Annotated in this window: 17 protein-coding genes and 4 pseudogenes; 18 read left to right on the forward strand and 3 right to left on the reverse strand. The window is 32.0% G+C overall.

Translation table 11 applies throughout. The features are described 5' to 3' along the window. Nucleotides 1–116 precede the first annotated feature (116 nt). Nucleotides 117–752 (forward strand): annotated as a pseudogene (locus tag B5P40_RS21405) (glycerophosphodiester phosphodiesterase); the annotation flags it as partial. Between the two features lie 146 nt (nt 753–898). On the opposite strand, the gene B5P40_RS21410 reads toward B5P40_RS21405, so the two are convergent. Continuing rightward, nucleotides 899–1,366, reverse strand: a complete 468-nt coding sequence (locus B5P40_RS21410; RefSeq protein WP_002189751.1) for a DUF2306 domain-containing protein — start codon at nt 1,364–1,366, stop codon at nt 899–901. Nucleotides 1,367–1,541: 175 nt separating this feature from the next. Here B5P40_RS21410 and B5P40_RS21415 point away from each other — a divergent pair, with 175 nt between their 5' ends. After that, on the forward strand, nt 1,542–2,072 hold the full coding sequence (locus B5P40_RS21415; protein WP_113709824.1) for a DUF4269 domain-containing protein: 531 nt from the start codon (nt 1,542–1,544) through the stop codon (nt 2,070–2,072). 45 nt (nt 2,073–2,117) lie between these two features. On the opposite strand, the pseudogene pdxR reads toward B5P40_RS21415, so the two are convergent. Beyond that, a pseudogene (pdxR, locus tag B5P40_RS21420) lies at nt 2,118–3,552 on the reverse strand (MocR-like pyridoxine biosynthesis transcription factor PdxR). Between the two features lie 152 nt (nt 3,553–3,704). Between pdxR and B5P40_RS21425 the strand changes: the two are divergent. From B5P40_RS21425 to B5P40_RS21490, 15 genes and pseudogenes are all read left to right on the forward strand, one after another. Then, nucleotides 3,705–4,616, forward strand: a complete 912-nt coding sequence (locus tag B5P40_RS21425) for a DMT family transporter (protein WP_113709825.1) — start codon at nt 3,705–3,707, stop codon at nt 4,614–4,616. Between the two features lie 282 nt (nt 4,617–4,898). Next, entirely contained in the window at nt 4,899–5,822 is a 924-nt protein-coding gene (locus B5P40_RS21430) for a nucleoside hydrolase (RefSeq protein ID WP_113709826.1), read from the forward strand. A 77-nt stretch (nt 5,823–5,899) separates the two neighbouring features. Further along, on the forward strand, nt 5,900–6,364 hold the full coding sequence (locus B5P40_RS21435; protein WP_002168287.1) for a GNAT family N-acetyltransferase: 465 nt from the start codon (nt 5,900–5,902) through the stop codon (nt 6,362–6,364). Between the two features lie 183 nt (nt 6,365–6,547). Next, nucleotides 6,548–7,117, forward strand: coding sequence for a DUF4256 domain-containing protein (locus B5P40_RS21440; protein WP_000665071.1), 570 nt, complete (start codon nt 6,548–6,550; stop codon nt 7,115–7,117). A gap of 235 nt (nt 7,118–7,352) precedes the next feature. After that, nucleotides 7,353–7,454: pseudogene (locus B5P40_RS21445) on the forward strand (cytochrome C biogenesis protein); the annotation flags it as partial. Nucleotides 7,455–7,489: 35 nt separating this feature from the next. Next, the gene (locus B5P40_RS21450) at nt 7,490–7,936 is read left to right on the forward strand and encodes an NUDIX domain-containing protein (protein WP_002032390.1); all 447 of its coding nucleotides are present in this window, start codon (nt 7,490–7,492) and stop codon (nt 7,934–7,936) included. Nucleotides 7,937–8,135: 199 nt separating this feature from the next. Continuing rightward, nucleotides 8,136–8,411: a heterocycloanthracin/sonorensin family bacteriocin gene (locus tag B5P40_RS21455; protein ID WP_002032388.1), complete on the forward strand. Its 276-nt coding sequence runs from the start codon at nt 8,136–8,138 to the stop codon at nt 8,409–8,411. Nucleotides 8,412–8,524: 113 nt separating this feature from the next. Continuing rightward, nucleotides 8,525–9,553, forward strand: a complete 1,029-nt coding sequence (locus B5P40_RS21460; RefSeq protein WP_113709827.1) for a serine hydrolase domain-containing protein — start codon at nt 8,525–8,527, stop codon at nt 9,551–9,553. Nucleotides 9,554–9,584: 31 nt separating this feature from the next. After that, a complete protein-coding gene (locus B5P40_RS32910) occupies nt 9,585–9,728 on the forward strand; it encodes a hypothetical protein (protein ID WP_002013225.1) in 144 nt (47 codons plus the stop codon). Between the two features lie 278 nt (nt 9,729–10,006). Next, complete coding sequence (locus B5P40_RS21465) at nt 10,007–11,215, forward strand: L-lactate MFS transporter (protein ID WP_002013226.1); 1,209 nt, start codon at nt 10,007–10,009, stop codon at nt 11,213–11,215. Nucleotides 11,216–11,394: 179 nt separating this feature from the next. Then, nucleotides 11,395–11,811 carry a GNAT family N-acetyltransferase gene (locus B5P40_RS21470; protein WP_113709828.1) on the forward strand — a complete coding sequence of 139 codons (417 nt, stop codon included), beginning with the start codon at nt 11,395–11,397 and terminating at the stop codon, nt 11,809–11,811. 184 nt (nt 11,812–11,995) lie between these two features. Further along, nucleotides 11,996–12,439, forward strand: coding sequence for an NUDIX hydrolase (locus B5P40_RS21475; RefSeq protein WP_016101906.1), 444 nt, complete (start codon nt 11,996–11,998; stop codon nt 12,437–12,439). Between the two features lie 30 nt (nt 12,440–12,469). After that, entirely contained in the window at nt 12,470–13,600 is a 1,131-nt protein-coding gene (gene dnaN, locus B5P40_RS21480) for a DNA polymerase III subunit beta (RefSeq protein ID WP_113709829.1), read from the forward strand. Nucleotides 13,601–13,622: 22 nt separating this feature from the next. After that, entirely contained in the window at nt 13,623–14,144 is a 522-nt protein-coding gene (locus tag B5P40_RS21485) for an NUDIX hydrolase (RefSeq protein ID WP_078176600.1), read from the forward strand. Between the two features lie 64 nt (nt 14,145–14,208). Next, nucleotides 14,209–15,129 carry a hypothetical protein gene (locus tag B5P40_RS21490; protein ID WP_113709830.1) on the forward strand — a complete coding sequence of 307 codons (921 nt, stop codon included), beginning with the start codon at nt 14,209–14,211 and terminating at the stop codon, nt 15,127–15,129. A gap of 159 nt (nt 15,130–15,288) precedes the next feature. On the opposite strand, the gene B5P40_RS21495 is transcribed toward B5P40_RS21490, so the two are convergent. Further along, entirely contained in the window at nt 15,289–16,251 is a 963-nt protein-coding gene (locus B5P40_RS21495) for an MBL fold metallo-hydrolase (RefSeq protein ID WP_113709831.1), read from the reverse strand. Nucleotides 16,252–16,757: 506 nt separating this feature from the next. Here B5P40_RS21495 and B5P40_RS21500 point away from each other — a divergent pair. Continuing rightward, a pseudogene (locus B5P40_RS21500) lies at nt 16,758–17,839 on the forward strand (hypothetical protein). Nucleotides 17,840–17,896: the final 57 nt, after the last annotated feature.

A 17,896-nucleotide genomic window follows, 5' to 3' on the forward strand; every position in this document is an offset into this window, starting at 1 on the left:
TACCACTTTTTTCATTCCGACAACGTTATATCATTTTTAATTCTTTTAGGGCGCAAAGAGTGATTTATAGAGATATTTTTATAGAAATAGGTACATTTCTTATATGATATATTTAACATTTAGTAGCTATGCATGATGAAACATTAAACCGCACAACAAACGGTACTGGTTTTGTAAAAGATCATACATTAGATGAAATAAAACAACTGAATGCAGGTTCTTTTTTCAATAAAAAGTATCCAAATTTAGCAAAGAAAGAATTTGAAGATACTAAAGTTCCAATATTAGAAGAGATTATTGAAACGTTTGGACATAATGCTAATTATTATATCGAAACAAAATCACCAGATGAATATCCTGGAATGGAGGAAAAACTATTAGAAATTATTAATCACTACCAAATAAATGATAAAGTTATTATTCAATCATTTAGTGAAGAAAGTCTGCGAAAGATTCACAGTTCAAATGATAATATACCGTTAGTACAATTATTATCATATAAAAAAGCAGTTCAATTAACAGACTCAGAAATAGAAAAGTATAAAACATACTGCATAGGTCTTGGTATGAATTATAAATATATTGATGCAGCCTACGTAAAAAAAATAAAGAATTATGGATTAGAAGTTCATCCATTTACAGTAAATAATGAAAAAGATATGAAAAAGTTACTTTCTTGGGGCGTCGACGGGATGTTTACTAATTATCCGGATCGTTTACATTCAGTATTAGATTTGAAAAGTCATAATTAAAAAGTATTATTCTTAAGGGAGTAATAAACAAAAAAGAATCCAATAAACATATTGGATTCTTTTTTAGTTCTATACGCCAAACTTGATATAATACAATATTGATTATTATTTTTCATAAGTTTTGTCAGAAAGTAATCAAAATGTAATTAATTTTCCCTTTCTTTTTTATATTTTTTTGATACACTGGCTACGAGAGGAATACCGATTATAGTAGGTAAGAACCAAAACCATATTGGTGGAAGTAGATTTAAAATAGGGATATACATACCAATGTTTACTAAAAGTGCGGTAACTGCACCAATATAAGAGCCTAACATACCTCTAATATGGTGTTGCAACCAATTTCTCCATCGTTTTTTTCTTGCGAGATATCCGTAAATCGCAAATGAATAGGAGATAATTGCTACATAAAATAAATATGCGATTTTATCCCAGTTTAAAATAGACAATATAATTGCAGTAAGGGTTATGACAACATAGGACGCATGATATATTTCGCCCCATTCCGTATGTTTTCCTTTCTTTTTTTGAGCAACCATCGCTACAATACCAGTAATTAAACATATGGTTCCAAATAATATGTGTATGGTCAAAAGAATGTTGAAAATGCTCATAAAAGTTCCTCCTTTTTTATTTTTATAGTATTGCAGTATAGGAGAAAAGTTGAACAATATAGTTAGTTCGCCTTAATATATTGAAATAAAGGTACTCCTAGAACAAAATGGAATGATTAAATTTTTTCTCAAATTTAGTGAGACGAGTATTACGTTAAATGAAGGAGAGACTTCTATGTTTACATCTATTACATATTTACAATCTGGGAATGATAAGCAACAAAAAGTTTACGAAGTTATTAATAAACTAAACATAATGGAGGATTTAGCTTTATATAGCCCTGTACTTTGCGGGACAATCCCTATTAGAGTTGATACCCTTCATTCTGACTTAGACATTGTAATGGAAGTACATAATTATGATTTTTTTGAACAGGAAATTAGATCATTGTATGGCTCATACGAAGGATTTGAAATGAAAAAGAAAATCATTAAAAATATCTTAACAATAAAGGTGAATTTTCAATTTGTAGGTTTTGAATTTGAATTATTTGCTCAACCGCGGCCAGTACGTAACCAAAATGCATATAAACATATGATAGTGGAGCACATGCTATTAATGCAGCACCCACACATTAGAGAAGAAGTAATTGAATTAAAAGAACAAGGGTTAAAAACAGAACCGGCTTTTGCTCAAGTATTAAACATTGACGGTGATCCCTATAAAGAACTTATTTTATTAGGACAGGAAATGAGATTATGGTAAAAAAGGCACACAAAAAATCCTCTTTATAAAAAGAGGATTTTTTTATTATGCCATTAACTTACGAATCAAATTACTTAATATAATAATACCTTGAGTAATTTGTTCAGGGGAAGAATACCCATAAGATAAACGTATAAACTGATCTGATTCTTCCTCATAAATACGTCCCGGGTTAAAAAGAACTCCCTTTGATTGAGCCTCTGAAAATAGTTTTTTCATCGAAATGTTAGGCACAACCTTTAGCCATATAAAAAATCCACCACTAGGAATATCCCATGTAGTAATGTCAGCACAGTACATATTTAATGCTTGTATCATTATTTGTCTTCGTTCTTTTAGATGAATCCTTACATTGGCTACGTGCTCCTCATAAAAACCTCTACTGAACCATTCTGCAGCAACTCTTTGAGATAAAGAACTTGACCCATAGTCAGTTTGCATTTTTATGTCTGATAATCTCTCAATAACAGGCTCTGGTCCGATAATCCAACCAATCCTAAGTCCTGGGCTAAGTGTTTTAGATAGACTACCGATATATAAAACATGTCCATATTTATCCATCGACTTTAAAGGAGGGGGCGGTAGTTCATCCATCCATAACTCACGGTAAATATCATCTTCAATGATAGGCAATTGTTCTTTTTCGCATATTCTTAGTATTTCTTTTCGTCGATCCTTGGACATTAATACACCCGTCGGATTTTGAAAACAAGGAATCGAATATAAAATATTTTTCTTTTGACTATAATTAATTCTTCTTAACAAATCATTAGGGGTAATTCCATGTTGATCCATCTGTATTCCAGAAAGGTGAATATTAGCCGATTGAAATACGTGAAGAGAATATAAGTAAGAAGGTCGTTCAAGTAAAACAGTTGACTCTCTATGTAAAAGACCGATTGATATTAATTGTAATGCCTGTAATGCACCAGAGACTATTAAGATAGAGCTTGGTGATGTATTTATTCCAAATGATTTTACATAATTACTTATTGCTTCACGTAAAGGGAGATATCCTTTTTGTTCTTCATATTCGAAATAATCTAGTTCCTCACATACGTTACGCATAATGAATTGCATAGTTTCTAACGGGAAAAGATGAGGTGCAAGTTCTCCTTTACTAAGATGAATCAATTTTTTATTTGCTTCTGCTTCATTTATTTCTCGTACCATTAACTTGCTTGGTTTATGAATACCAGCCTTTACATATTCACTCCAATCGGGCGGGGGATTGGTGGCTAATAATGACCCATGTATTATTCGTTACAATTGTTCCTGACCCGATTTTCCCTTGAATTAAGCCATCTGCCATAAGTTCTTCTAGTGCAGTTATTACAGTACTACGATTTACATGAAATAATTTCGCTAACTGCCGCTGGCTAGGAACCTTACTTCCAATCGGCCATTCTCCGTATTCAATTTTTTCTTTCATATAGTCTATTATCTGCCGATATTTAGGCAGTTTTTTATCAGTAGACATATTAAAAACTCCCTCATTCATTTTAAAAATGCAAAGTGGTTGGTTTTTTCGAGGATTAACTGGTTGAAGACATTGTATCAACTATTAAATATGATGAAAAGAAATAATTGGTAATTAGAAAATGGCTGGTTTATTGGAGAGGGAGAGAAAATATGCATAATAAAAAATGGGATTTTCGTATTGTATGTGCTCACGCTTTTACGATTCTTATATGGGGAACAGCTTTTCCAGGAATTCGGATGGGGCTTGAAGCTTACACCCCTGAACACCTTACTTTGCTACGATTATTAATCGCTTCTTTGATTCTTTTTCTGTTTTCACTTATATACAAATTACGTTTACCTGATTTGAAAGATATTCCAGTCATTTTTATATTTGGTGCTCTTGGATTTACAATTTATCATATTGCACTGAACTACGGTGAAAAGAGTGTGAATGCTGGACCTGCTAGTTTAATTGTATCAGTAACACCTATATTAACGGCAATTCTTGCTTCTGTTTTTTTGAATGAAAGAATGAAATTAAATGGTTGGATCGGTGGTGTAATTAGTTTTGTAGGAATTGCTTTTTTATCGTTAAGTCAAGGAGATTCCATTCAATTGAATAGTGGGGGATTACTAATATTATTGGCGGCAATTTCAGAAAGTCTATTTTTCGTTTTTCAAAGGCCATACTTAAAAAAGTACGGTTTCTTGCCATTTACAATATATACAATTTGGTCTGGTACTGTATTTATGCTTATTTTTTTGCCAGGGATTTATGAAGAAATCGTAACAGCTCCTATAGAAATTACTTTGAGTGTTATATATTTAGGTGTGTTCCCGACAGTACTGCCGTATATTGCATTAGCATATATTACATCCCATGCCAGTGCTTCTGAGGCAACAAGTTCTCTATATTTAACACCAGTAACTGCATGTATTATCGCTTGGATATGGTTAGGTGAGGTGCCAACCTTTGTTTCGATAATTGGAGGGGGAATTACTATACTTGGAGTTGTGATTGCTCATTTAACATTTAATAAAGATGATTATAAGCAAATTGAGAGTGAAAAAGTATGGTAAGACATCCCTGCGAGTATTTGCAATTTAAATGCAAAATTTCGGATTAATAACAGGCTTTCAATTCTATAAATATAGTGAAAAAAATCTATATTAAAATCAGCTAGTCCAATATTTGTACGAGATTTAATTAAACTGGTAGATTATTTATCTGCAAAAGAACTAGCATATGCTAGTTCTTTTTTATCAATACATTACTCACCATTAATATTTGCTTAGAACTGTATAGATTTAAATTATTTCCACATATACATAATTATCTTACCTATGAAAGGAGTGCATTTCTTGGAGAAGGTTTTATTTTTTGGAGACCCAGGTATTGATGATTCGTTTGCAATTATGTATGGCTTACTGCATCCTGAAATTGAAATTGTTGGTATCGTAACTGGATATGGAAATGTTGAACATATACATGCCGCTCATAATGCCGCATATATTTTACAGTTAGCAAACAGACAAGATATTCCTGTAATTAGCGGTGCAACAGGCCCACTTACAAATGAAATTACAACGTATTACCCTGAAATTCATGGACCAGAAGGATTAGGGCCCATCCATGTACCGGAAAGTGTGTTATCTATTCCTATATACAATTTTGGTAGTATTGCTGCGATTCTTGTAAAGTATGGAGAAGATTTAACAATTGTCGATGTAGGAAGATCTACCTCGTTCGCGATTGCTTTTAATTTATGGAACGACTTGATGTTAAATATAAAAGGAATTTATTTTATGGGTAGTGTCTTTTTAGAAGCAGGGAATGTTACTCCATTAGCAGAGGCAAACGTGTACGGAGATCCTATAGCAAGTCAAATTGTATTTCAGCAAGCGAAAAATATAACGTTATTCCCTTTAAATGTAACAAATAAAACGGTTTTAACCCCAAGTGTATTTACTTATATTTTAGTTAATACACAAAATCCATTTAAGCCGATTATGAAACCCCTGTACGATTATTATTTATCAGCATACCAAAAACTCAATCCATATATTGAAGGGCCATTATTACACGATGTACTTGCTATAAGCGGTTTAGTGAATCCTACATTTTTAAATTATACATCCCGAAAAGTGACTGTGGATATATGTGGCGAAACGAAGGGACAAACTTTTGCTGATTTTCGCCCACACTCTAAATCTGAAGGGGCGCGTATAGCGTTACAATTAGATGAGGAAAAATTTATTCAGGATTTTATGAAAATCATGTTATAAGTTGATGTCGAAAAAGGGAATCATTTCACTCCGTTGAATATAAAAGATAAATTCTCTTTTTAAAGGAGCTTAAAATAGTGAACGTTCAATTAAAAATTGTTACGAGAGAAAATTGGGAAGACGCATTAAAGTTACGAGTTAAAGAAAATCAAATCCATCTTGTTCCCGCAGTGGCAGTATCACTTGCTAAAGTATACATAAAACCAGATGGTGAAAATGTCGAATATATTCCATTCGCTATATATGATGGTGACCTTATAGTTGGTTTTATTATGCATGCTTTTGTACGAGAGTCAACAGATATGTATTGGATTAACGGATTTATCATTGATGAAAAAGAGCAAGGAAAAGGATATGGAAAAGCAGCATTACAGGAAATCATTAACTTAATAAAAAATAACTTTAAAGAGTGTGAGGAAATTAGATTAACTGTCCATAAAGATAATATTTCTGCAAAGAAACTATATGAATGTTATGATTTTAAACCATTAGGAAATGTATATGACGGTGAGGAAGTATATCGCTTATTGTTGTTGAAATAAAGATGTACTGTTTTGAAACAATAAGTTGTTCCGTTAAAGGGTCATATTGCGGAGAATTGGTTGTACTAATTCATATAAATTATCGCAAACTCAATTCACGCAATTATTTAAACATTTTATTATAAAACAGTATTTATATATACTTAAACTATCATTAATAAAAACATCAATGGAGGAACTAATATGAAAGAAAGCAATAAAAAAGAGTTGTCACTAGAGCAACGTGAAGAATTACTACAAACATTGAAAGATCGTTTTGAGAATAATATGAACCGTCATAAAGGTTTAGAATGGGCTAATGTTCAAGAAAGGCTGGATGCTAATACTGAAAAGTTGTGGTCGCTCAACGAAATGGAACGAACTGGTGGCGAACCTGATGTTGTTGATTTTGGTAAAGAAAAAGGCGAATATATTTTTTATGATTGTTCAGCAGAAAGTCCTAAAGGTCGTAGAAGTGTTTGTTACGATCTTGAAGCGCTAGAATCAAGAAAGAAACATAAACCAGAAAATAACGCTATTGATATGGCAACTGCCATGGGTATTGAACTATTAACGGAAGAAGAATATCGTACATTACATAATCTTGAAAATTTCGATATGAAGACGTCGAGTTGGGTGCAAACACCTTCTGATATTAGAGAACTTGGCGGTGCCCTTTTTTGCGATTATCGCTTTGGACATGTCTTTGTGTATCACAATGGAGCAGAATCCTACTATGCCGCAAGAGGTTTTCGTGGTTCGTTAAGAGTCTAAAATTTGTACAGGCAGGTAAATTTGAAGTAGAGAATAGATTTGCTTAGGGAATAGTAGTGATTGCATACTTTAGCTACGGCTTCGATTTTGAGGCCGCAAAGAATAGGGCTAATCAAACCTTATTGTAAAAGAATGAATCAACTAAAAATATTAAGAGTATGTTTTGATAATTTTCTTCATAAACATACTCTTTTTTAGAATTATTTATCAAAATTATTAGTTTTAATTAACGTATAAACGAGAACTTGTAAAAGGTACTCTTGCAATTATTAATGAAATTCACTCATATGAAACACCTATGATTTATATTATCCCACTTTTAAATGAAAATTTTTGAGCAAGTATAAAGTGAATGATTAGGAGGAATACAAAATGAAAAGTAAATTCCATCATATTGTACGAGCTATCATGATAAAAGATGAAAAATTACTAGTTGCTGAATACATAGGACATCACTATTTTTTACCCGGTGGCCATGTTGAAATTGGGGAATCAGCAGAGAATGCACTAATAAGAGAGTTACGAGAAGAACTTGGAGTAACTTGCAGTATAAAACAATTTTTAGGCGTCATAGAAAATCAATGGCAAGCCAAAGAAACCCTCCACCATGAAATTAACCACATTTTTGAAATAGATTCAAATGAGTTAAAATCCGATTTCACTCCAATATCTAAAGAGTCCCATTTAGCATTTCACTGGATTGATTTTAATAAAGAAAATATAAATTCCTATACAATAATGCCGACACCTTCAGTAAAAGAATTACTAGAAAGAAAATTAAGTGATGAACTATTAACTTGCTGGATTAGCAACTTTTAATTGTCTCTATTTATATTAATTCCGTCCACTAAAAGAATATAAAGAAAATAGGCTCATAAACAAGGTACATCACCTAGTGTAAAGTCATATTTTGTTGATGTACGCATTTAGTCTATAGCCTTATTTCTACTTTATTTTTAAAAGTAAATAAACTCGGAAATTTGGACGGAATTTACATTTGTAAATGGAGGGTTTCATAATGAATGAGTTTCAACAAGAACTACAAGCGTTAAACCTTAATGCTTATCAACCTGGTAATGTTGTGTATTGGGATCAGCAACAAAATCAATATCCATATTACTACATTCAAGACGATGCACGTCGTTGTGGTGGATGCGGTGGCGGCGGACGTTGCGGCGGTTGTGGTGGTCGCTGTGGTGGTTGTGGCGGCGGACGTTGCGGCGGTTGCGTAGGTTGTGTAGGCTGTGTTGGTTGTTTCAGCTGTTCTAATTGCTGGAACTGGTGGATTATTTAAGTATTATAGATCTATAATATTTCACATGAAAGAAAAGTGCAGATGCAAAGTTATAATGTATTGAAACTTTTCTTTCATGCTGTTATTTTTATATGTTTTAGGGGGATATTTATTTGTACAAATATGAAAAATTAATTTCATGGGTAGAAAACATTAAAGAGACAAATCAAAGTTCTACAGCAGCACTTTGTATTATTAAAGATAATAAGATTGTACTAGAGCATTATAGTGGAACGCATTCAAATACTCCTACTAGTAAAAAAGTAACCATATCTTCACAGTTCAATGTCGCTTCCGCAAGAAAAAGCTATTTAGGATTAATGGTAGCTTATGCTGTTTATGAGGGGAAAATAAAATCTCTTGATGACGAGGTAGTAAATTATTTTAAAAAACATGATCCTTCATTACTCGGGAAGACAACGATTAGACATTTAGTAACTCATTCACACGGTTTAAATGAAACAGATAATGGGACAGTTTTTCGTGAGTTTGAGCCGGGACAAGCTTGGGCGTACAGAGATATTAATGTAAGAATGGTGACGCAGCTTATTTATCAGCTGTATAATAAGAGTTTTCCTGAATTACTAAAGGAGCGTGTATTCCTACCTGCCAACTTCAATGAAACTGGATGGAGAATAAAACAAGATGATAATTTAGTTAAGGTTGTTGTAAACCCAGATGAAGATGCAATAAATAGTGTTGGTGCAGTAGATGACGGCTCCGAGAAAAATCTTTTTGTCTCTGCGAGAGAATTTGCATTTTGGGGTAACCTTCATTTAAATAAAGGGTTTTTAAATGGTAAACAAATTGTGCCAAAAGAAGTTATAGCACTTGCTACGAGCTTACAAAGTCCTGAGTATACAAATAAAGAACTACCTCAAAACGGGTTGTTTTGGTTCGTTCAAAATGAACCTGCTTTATTTAGCGAACTTGGTGAGCGAGTTCCTAAAGGTTCCTATCAAATATTAGGAATTACAGGACCAACGATATTAGTCATTCCAGAATATAATGTCGTCGTTGCTAGAATGTACAATAAAAGATACAACTATGGTGGGGATAATTATTTATATTATTTACGTGAATTTAGCAATTTAGTCGCTGATACATTTAGTAGCAGTAAAAATACTATGGTTAGGGTATAACTACTCCTATAATAAAAAGGAGTGAACTTTAATGAAAAATGAAGTGAATAAAAATAAAAAGCAAAATATAAAGGATGTAAACACAGAACAAAACGCGATTTATAGCGATCCGAAAGATGCAGCTAATATGCAAACTGTACCGCAGCCGAAAGACTTTGAGGAAATTGAATATTAATTTTCTCTCCGACTTATTTATGAAAGAAAAATACGTCTTAAGTCTCATCACTTTCAGCGAATTATTTGATAACATATATACATAAGCATTCGAAAATGTCTTATCTTAACAAAGCTTTCTTTAAATGCTGTATATAACCTACAAAAAGGCACTTCGTGATGAAGTGTCTTTTTGTGTAAGCTAACTCAATTTCCATTTTCCGTACAGTATCTTGCAATTTATCATGGATATACTAACTGTGAAAATTCATGTCATGATAAAAGAAGGGGACAGTTAGCATGAAACAAACATCTATAAATCCATTGCTAATTGTTCTAGGTACAATCATTGTTCAAATTGGCCTAGGAACAATTTACACATGGAGTTTATTTAATCAACCCCTTGTAAGTAAGTTTGGATGGAACCTCAATTCAGTCGCGATCACGTTCTCAATTACGAGTTTTTCTTTATCATTCTCAACTCTATTTGCAGGAAAGCTACAACAAAAATTTGGACTTCGTAAACTTATCGCTACTGCAGGAATTGTTTTAGGACTCGGTTTAATACTTAGTTCACAAGTTTCCTCATTACCATTACTTTATTTATTAGCCGGTGTTGTCGTTGGATACGCTGATGGAACAGCATATATTACATCACTATCTAATTTAATTAAATGGTTTCCAAACCGTAAAGGACTTATTTCTGGTATATCTGTTTCGGCATATGGAATGGGAAGCTTAATCTTTAGATATATAAACGGAAATCTTATCAACAGTCTTGGAGTATCACAAGCATTTTTATATTGGGGTATTATCGTCTTACTATTAGTGTTGATAGGATCATTCTTCTTACGTGAAGCAATTGTAAGTAACACTGCAACTGAAACATTACACAATGATTATACGCCGCGTGAAATGATGAAAACGAAACAAGTATATCTCTTATTTTTCATGTTATTCACATCATGTATGGGCGGACTGTATTTAATCGGTATGGTAAAAGACATCGGGGTGCAGCTCGTTGGTCTTAGTGCAGCGACTGCCGCAAATGCCGTCGCAATGATCGCAATCTTTAATACAATAGGTAGAATTATTCTTGGAACGTTATCAGATAAAATAGGTCGATTAAAAATCGTCTCGGCTACATTTATTATTATTGGATTATCCGTCTTCACTTTAAGTTTTATTCCACTAAATTACGGGATTTATTTTGCTTGTGTAGCAAGTGTCGCCTTTTGCTTTGGTGGTAATATCACCATATTCCCAGCCATTGTGGGAGACTTCTTCGGATTAAAAAACCATAGTACAAACTACGGGATTGTTTACCAAGGTTTCGGATTTGGTGCACTTGCAGGATCATTCATTGGAGCACTACTTGGCGGATTTCAACCAACCTTCATTACAATCGGTGTTCTATGTGTTATATCTTTCGTTATCTCTATAGTAATCCGCCCTCCAAATGCAGAAAAGAAGAAGGAAATAAAACAGTTAAATCGAAAAATAGCTTAATGCTAAGAAAGAGCCCTTATGCTAGGGCTCTTTTTCATTACAGCATAATGTATAAACAATGGATGCCATTCAAAAAATCTAATTTTGTCCCTGTACTTACTACATAACTAACATTAAAAAAGATAGGAAATTCCGATTATTAAATTGAATAAATAATGTAAAGGGGCGTGATAGTTAAAATGCAAATAGTAAAGCAATGGGTACAAGAAGATAGTGATTACATAAGAGAAAAAGTAATTGAATATAACCAAAAACAACTTTCAAATGAAGAAAAAACACTTTCAGAAAAGATTAGTTTTATAGTGAAGAATGAAAAAGAAGAAATAGTAGGAGGGATAACGGCAATCACATTTTGGCACCATGTATATGTTGACTTCCTATGGGTTTCTGAAGAATACAGGCATGAAGGTTATGGAAGCAATTTAATGAATCTTATTGAAGAATTTGCAATAAAAAAAGAATGTAGGCTAATCAAATTAGATACTTTTAGTTTCCAAGCCCCTAATTTTTATAAGAAGCATGGATATAAAGTGATAGGGGTAAGTGAAGATTATCCTAAAGGGCATAATCATTACTATTTAGAAAAAAGGTTATAAATGAATCATTAAAGAGTGTATTATGATTAATCTTTTTCAAAATATGCTCTTTTCTTTTGTGTGTCTATGAACACGATATCGTTTCGTATTAGTTATTTACTCAAATTACTTTTTATGAATCAAAACAATTTAATGATAGAATAAAATAAAGACAGAAAATTTTCACCATTCAAGGGGGTTACATATGAAAAAAGTAAATGTTACATACGCACTTCTATATGATGAAACTCATGAAAAGCTATTAATGGTTAAAAACAAAGGGGAAAATGGTTCTTATTACACTTTACCAGGTGGAGCAGTTAAATTCGGGGAAACGTTAGAAGAGGCAGCAATTCGTGAAGTGAAAGAAGAAACAGGGCTAGACATATCCGTAAAAGGGGTTTGTTCCATTAGTGAAGCCTTTTTTGAGGAGAGAGGCCATCATGCAATCTTCTTTAATTTTTTAGGAGAAATAATCGGAGGGGAAATCTGTATATCACGGCCAAAAGAGATTGAGGAGATTACCTGGATGGAATTAGATTCAGCAGAACCTTATTTACGTATACCAGAACACTTAAAAAGCCTTTTACAAAAGAAAGAAACAGTTCCTTATATTTTTAATGGAACTATTATTCATCAATCTTCATAAAGATAGTATTTCATTTAAGGCGGGGGAAAAATGGAGTTTATCGTTAAACACAAACAATTTACACAAGCTCTTTCAGAAGTAAGTAAAGCTATCTCAACAAAAACTTTAATTCCTATATTATCCGGAATAAAAATAACAGCAGATCAATCTGGAATTACTTTAATCGCAAGTAATTCGAATATTTTCATTGAAAAATTTATACCTATTTCAATTGAAGGTGTACAAATTACAACTATTTTAAAAGCAGGAAGTATTGTTGTACCAGCAAAGTATTTCATTGAAATTATTAAGAAAATGCCAAGTGATATTTTAATAAAAAGCATGAATGAGCAGTTGATTACAATTCAATCTGATGAAATTACTTTAAACTTAAATGGATTCTCGGCGAACGACTTTCCAAATGTACCATTTATAGACGAACATGCAGAAATACAAGTAGACACGGAACAGTTGATTGAAGTATTCAAACAAACTGTCTTTGCAGCTGCTAAAAATGAATCTAGACCAGTTCTTACTGGCGTACATATCGTTTTTGAGCATAATAAATTAATTTGCGCTGCGACTGATTCACATAGACTGGCTTTACGTGAAATATTAATTTCATCTCATGCGAAAGCAAATTGCATTGTACCAAGTTCCACTATTAGTGAACTACTAAAATTAATGAACAATAATTCAAATTTAGTATACATAGATCTTTCAGAGAGTCACATTATTTTTAAATTCGGTACAATTACGTTGTATTCAAGGCTAATTGAAGGGAAATATCCTAATATATCCGGCCTAATTCCAAATGAATCCCAAACGATTATTAATATAGATAGAAAAAAGATTTTACAAGGTGTAGATCGGTCAAGTTTATTGGCTAGTGAATGGGCAAACAACAACGTTAACTTAGAAATCATCGACGAATGCACAATACAAATCTCTTCTAATGCTTCTCAGATTGGTAAAATATCCGAGACACAACAAATAGATGCGATTCACGGTGAAAAGCAATTAAATATATCTTTCGACGGACGATATATGGTCGATACTTTAAAAGCAATAAAAGAAGATAGAGTTACTTTAAGTTTTGGTGGTTCCATGAGACCAATATTAATTGAAGCAGGTGAACAATCTGCAGCAGTATATTTAATATCACCTGTTAGAACTTATTGAGAACAAAGGAAGGAATTAAATTATGTACAAGCACACTTTATGTTTTATAAAAAGAGATGAAGAAATACTTATGTTAAATAGAGAATATGATCCTGTAAAAGGATTATGGAATGGTGTAGGAGGGAAGATAGAAAAAGGAGAAACACCGTTAGAAAATGCAATTCGTGAAATAAAAGAAGAAACAAATATAGATGTTGAACAAAATCAAATTCAATTTAAAGGCATTATTAAATGGGAGGATTCCTCATATTCTGGTGGCATGTATGTCTATTTAGTAAAGCTACTTAATGAATTTACATATCACACTCCAAAAAAAGTCTCAGAAGGAATTCTAGATTGGAAAGAGGTATCTTGGATTCTAAGTGACTATAATTACGGCGTAGGAGAGATGATACCTAAATTTTTAACTGAAGTACTTTATAATGAATTAATATTAGAGCACTCTTGCATTTTATCAAATCATAAATTAGTAGATTATGAGAATAAAGAATTAGCTAAGCAAACCAGCCCAATAGATTCAATACATAAATTAGTGCAAGCATGAACAGAAAATAGTTAGTGTAATCGAAATGTAACTAAAGATAAATTTTAACGTGAGGGTGAGTATTATGAAGAAAATAATCGCTTTACTCTTAGGTATTGTTCTAATTACTTTTGCTTTTTTTCATTACAATAAAGAAAGTTTAGTTCAAAATGATAAACTGTTTGTTGAAGACTTTAAAGGTAAAAATGATTCAAATAAAATTCAAGCAGCTATTAATAAAGCAGAATCAAGTAAAATTAAAACGGTTTTGCTCGATGATAAAAAGTATAAAATCACTTCACCAATTATCGTTAAACAAGGTGTAAAACTATTATTCGGTTATGGAACACAATTTGTTGTAGAGGGAAACTTTAGGGTTCTGGAACTAGAAAAAAATGCTTCTATTGAAGGAGCTTATATAGCTATTGACGATCCTAAATTTAATTCTGAAGTTATATATTTAGACGGCAAAAATAAGTACTATAACACTTGGAACAAAACACAAGTAAAAGATATTAACATTATCAATTGGACGGAAACGAACAAAGGTACAGGGATTTCTTTATACTCCGGTGGCAAAGAAAATGAGATTTCGTTTGTTAACTTCGAAAACATTAAAGTAGCAGGAATGGAAACAGGGCTAAAATTAGTAGCGAAAAAAACGAAAGCTGGACATTCCTGGATAAATGCCAACCGTTTTATGAACTTCTCTCTAGAGGATTGTGTAAATATGATTTATATGGATAGTAATTTAACTACGCCAAATGAGATTAGCGGGAATCAATTTACAAATCTACAAATACAACCTTCAAGTAAAACAAAAAATATTTTAAGGGTGAGTGGACAGCATAACGAGTTCAATGCAATGGTGTGGGATTTAAATAAAATTAATCACGAAAACGAACTCATTGAACTAACTGATAAGAGCATGAATACAGTCATTGATATTACCTCCGTGCCGACAAGTAGAGTTTTAGATAGCGGGAAAGCAAATATAGTAAAGTAGTAATTAGGGGCGATTAATATTTAATAGAAGGAGGGGCTCATGAAAAAAGAAAAAATGCAAATGCAATTCCAATAGATAAAACAAAGAATATTAATAGATGAGTCATAAATGAATAAAAAGCGAACCATCAATATTAAATTGGTTCGCTTTTTATTATAATTATACTTCTCGCCACCAAGCTGACGTAGGATATTCTCTAGATTTTAACGGAATAGCTTCACCGATTTGTGGCGTTGCAATATTAACCCCTAAACGATTTGCTTCTTTCGTAACTCGCTCAATTGGATCACTCCATTCATGTAATGATAATGTAAAAGCACCCCAATGAATAGGAACAAGCAATTCTCCTTTAACGTCAATATGAGCTTGTACTGTTTCTTCTGGCAACATATGAATTGCAGACCATCTCGTATCGTATTGCCCGCATTCCATTAAAGTAAGATCAAATGGACCGTATTTATTACCAATTTCCTTAAAGTGCGGAGCATATCCACTATCACCACTAAAGAAGACTTTCGTTTCTTGACCAAGGATAACCCATGAACACCATAACGAACTATCTCTATCTGTCATACTTCGTCCAGAAAAATGCCTTGCAGGTGTACAAACTAATTTAATATTATCAAACGTAATTTCATCCCACCAATTATGCTCACTAATTTTACTAGGTGAAACACCCCATTTAATAAGATAACGCGCAACTCCAGTCGGAACATAAAAGTGCTTTGCACGATCTTTTAACTGCATAATACTTTTGTAATTTAAATGGTCATAGTGATTATGCGAAATGATAATCGCATCAATTTCTTGAAATTCATCATGTTCTAAAGAAAAAGCACCACTATACCGCTTACTATTAAACACAGGAAATGGGGAAGAGGCATCGCCAAACATAGGATCTAATAACAGCTTTTTACCTTCTATTTTTAAAAGAGCAGCAGAATGTCCAAACCATGTAACACTATCTAAAGACTCATTATCTTTATTCGATAAAGCAATAGGTAAATTCTTTATAGGACGCAGCTTTGTTTTCATTTTAAAGTAATCAGTCATTAAACCGATAATATCTTTTGGTTTAAAACTTACATCAGTATGAATTTGATTTATATATTTCTTTTTCATTAGTTCTCCTTTTTACGTTTAACAATATACGTATGTTGTTATTCTAGCTGTTATTAGTGTAAACTATATCGTTTTACCTTTCATCTTTAATGCAGTACATTTCATAAATTCTTCAAATTTATTATTTATATATATAAAATTGAATTCATTTAGCAGCAGCTAAAACTAATATTATGTATTTGTGAATTGTTTTGTTTAAGTACATTCTTTCTTATAAACAACAAAGACCGTATGTTTCTTTATATGTTATAGAAGCAGATAGGTAACTAATTATCCACAGGAAGGAGAGTCTATAAATGCTGGAAGAGAGAAAAAAGAAGTCAAAATGTAAACTATCAAATAGCAATAACTAAATGTAGAATTCTAGATAACCTTAGTATAGGTATTAACATAGCTATACTAAGGTTTTTTATTTGAAATCATTAAAGGATACTTATTTTTATTTATAGAACATAGTAAATACATAGATTTTACAATTAAATTACTAAAAAAGAAGGGATTTTAAAATGCTTGCTAATTATTCTCCGGAGAAAATACTTAAAACAACTTATGAGACAAAAATGATTTCATCAGGTGACAATTATCCAACTCTAAAAATAAGCGGAACAAACCTTCAATATTTACTTGTAATGCTCCATCTGGGCATAGAATCAAATGCTATAAAAACGAAGCTAAATTGGACTAACGAGGAATTCGAAAAACAAATGCACGCATTAGAACTAGAAGGTTTATTGAATAAGACAGAAGGGAGTTACTATCCAACATGTATGGTTATAACAGCTCATGAAGGAGAAAAGCTGTATAACCTATGTGAGCCTCTAATTAAACCTACACTTAACATAATTGAAAAGTATTCTAATCAAATTGATGCTATGTCTAAAAGAATCGAGACATTTAATCATTTATCTAAAGAATCGTATAGTCTTTTACTATATAGTGGTGTGTTATTAGATTTTGGACAAATAATTAACATTGAAGAAAACTATTTAGAAACAGAACGGCCTTTGAGAAACAATAAAATATATTATTATGCGATTCTAGAACAAGAACAAACAGACAAAGAGTCCTTTGGAATGTATGGTAATACGTATTTGGATTTAGGGGAATATCAAATTGGTCTTTATGGAAACACTCGATATACAACTTTAAATTTAATAACTGCGAATAAAGAAACGTTTGAAGCATATTTTCACGATGCTATTACTGATATTAATTATACAAAAAACAATTAGTTAAAAATTTTGTAGCAGTAGATAGACAAGTAGACTTAAATTCAAATGTATTATACGAAAAATTAGGCTTATATAAAAATTCACAACCTGTTATCCCAGTGTTTACAGCCGTAGATTTATCTATACTTAACGAAATCGCGAACACGATCAGTGAAGATTTGATTTTATTATGTAAAGAAAATGAGAAGCCTTTAAAAGAATACTTTGCAAGCAGCAGATACTCAAAAGAAATAACTTACGAAGAATTTTTTATTTGGTGGTATCACTTTTTCTATACAAAAGTAACTGAAGAATTAATACAAAAAGGTGTAATTATAACAAGCGCTCAAAAAAATCAAACGTACATAATCTATTAAAAACTTTAAATTAAAGTGACTAATATACTTTTGCATATGTAGCAGCTGAATGATGTA

This window comes from Bacillus sp. SRB_8 (assembly GCF_003264205.1).
Taxonomy (GTDB): Bacteria; Bacillota; Bacilli; order Bacillales; family Bacillaceae_G; genus Bacillus_A; species Bacillus_A mycoides.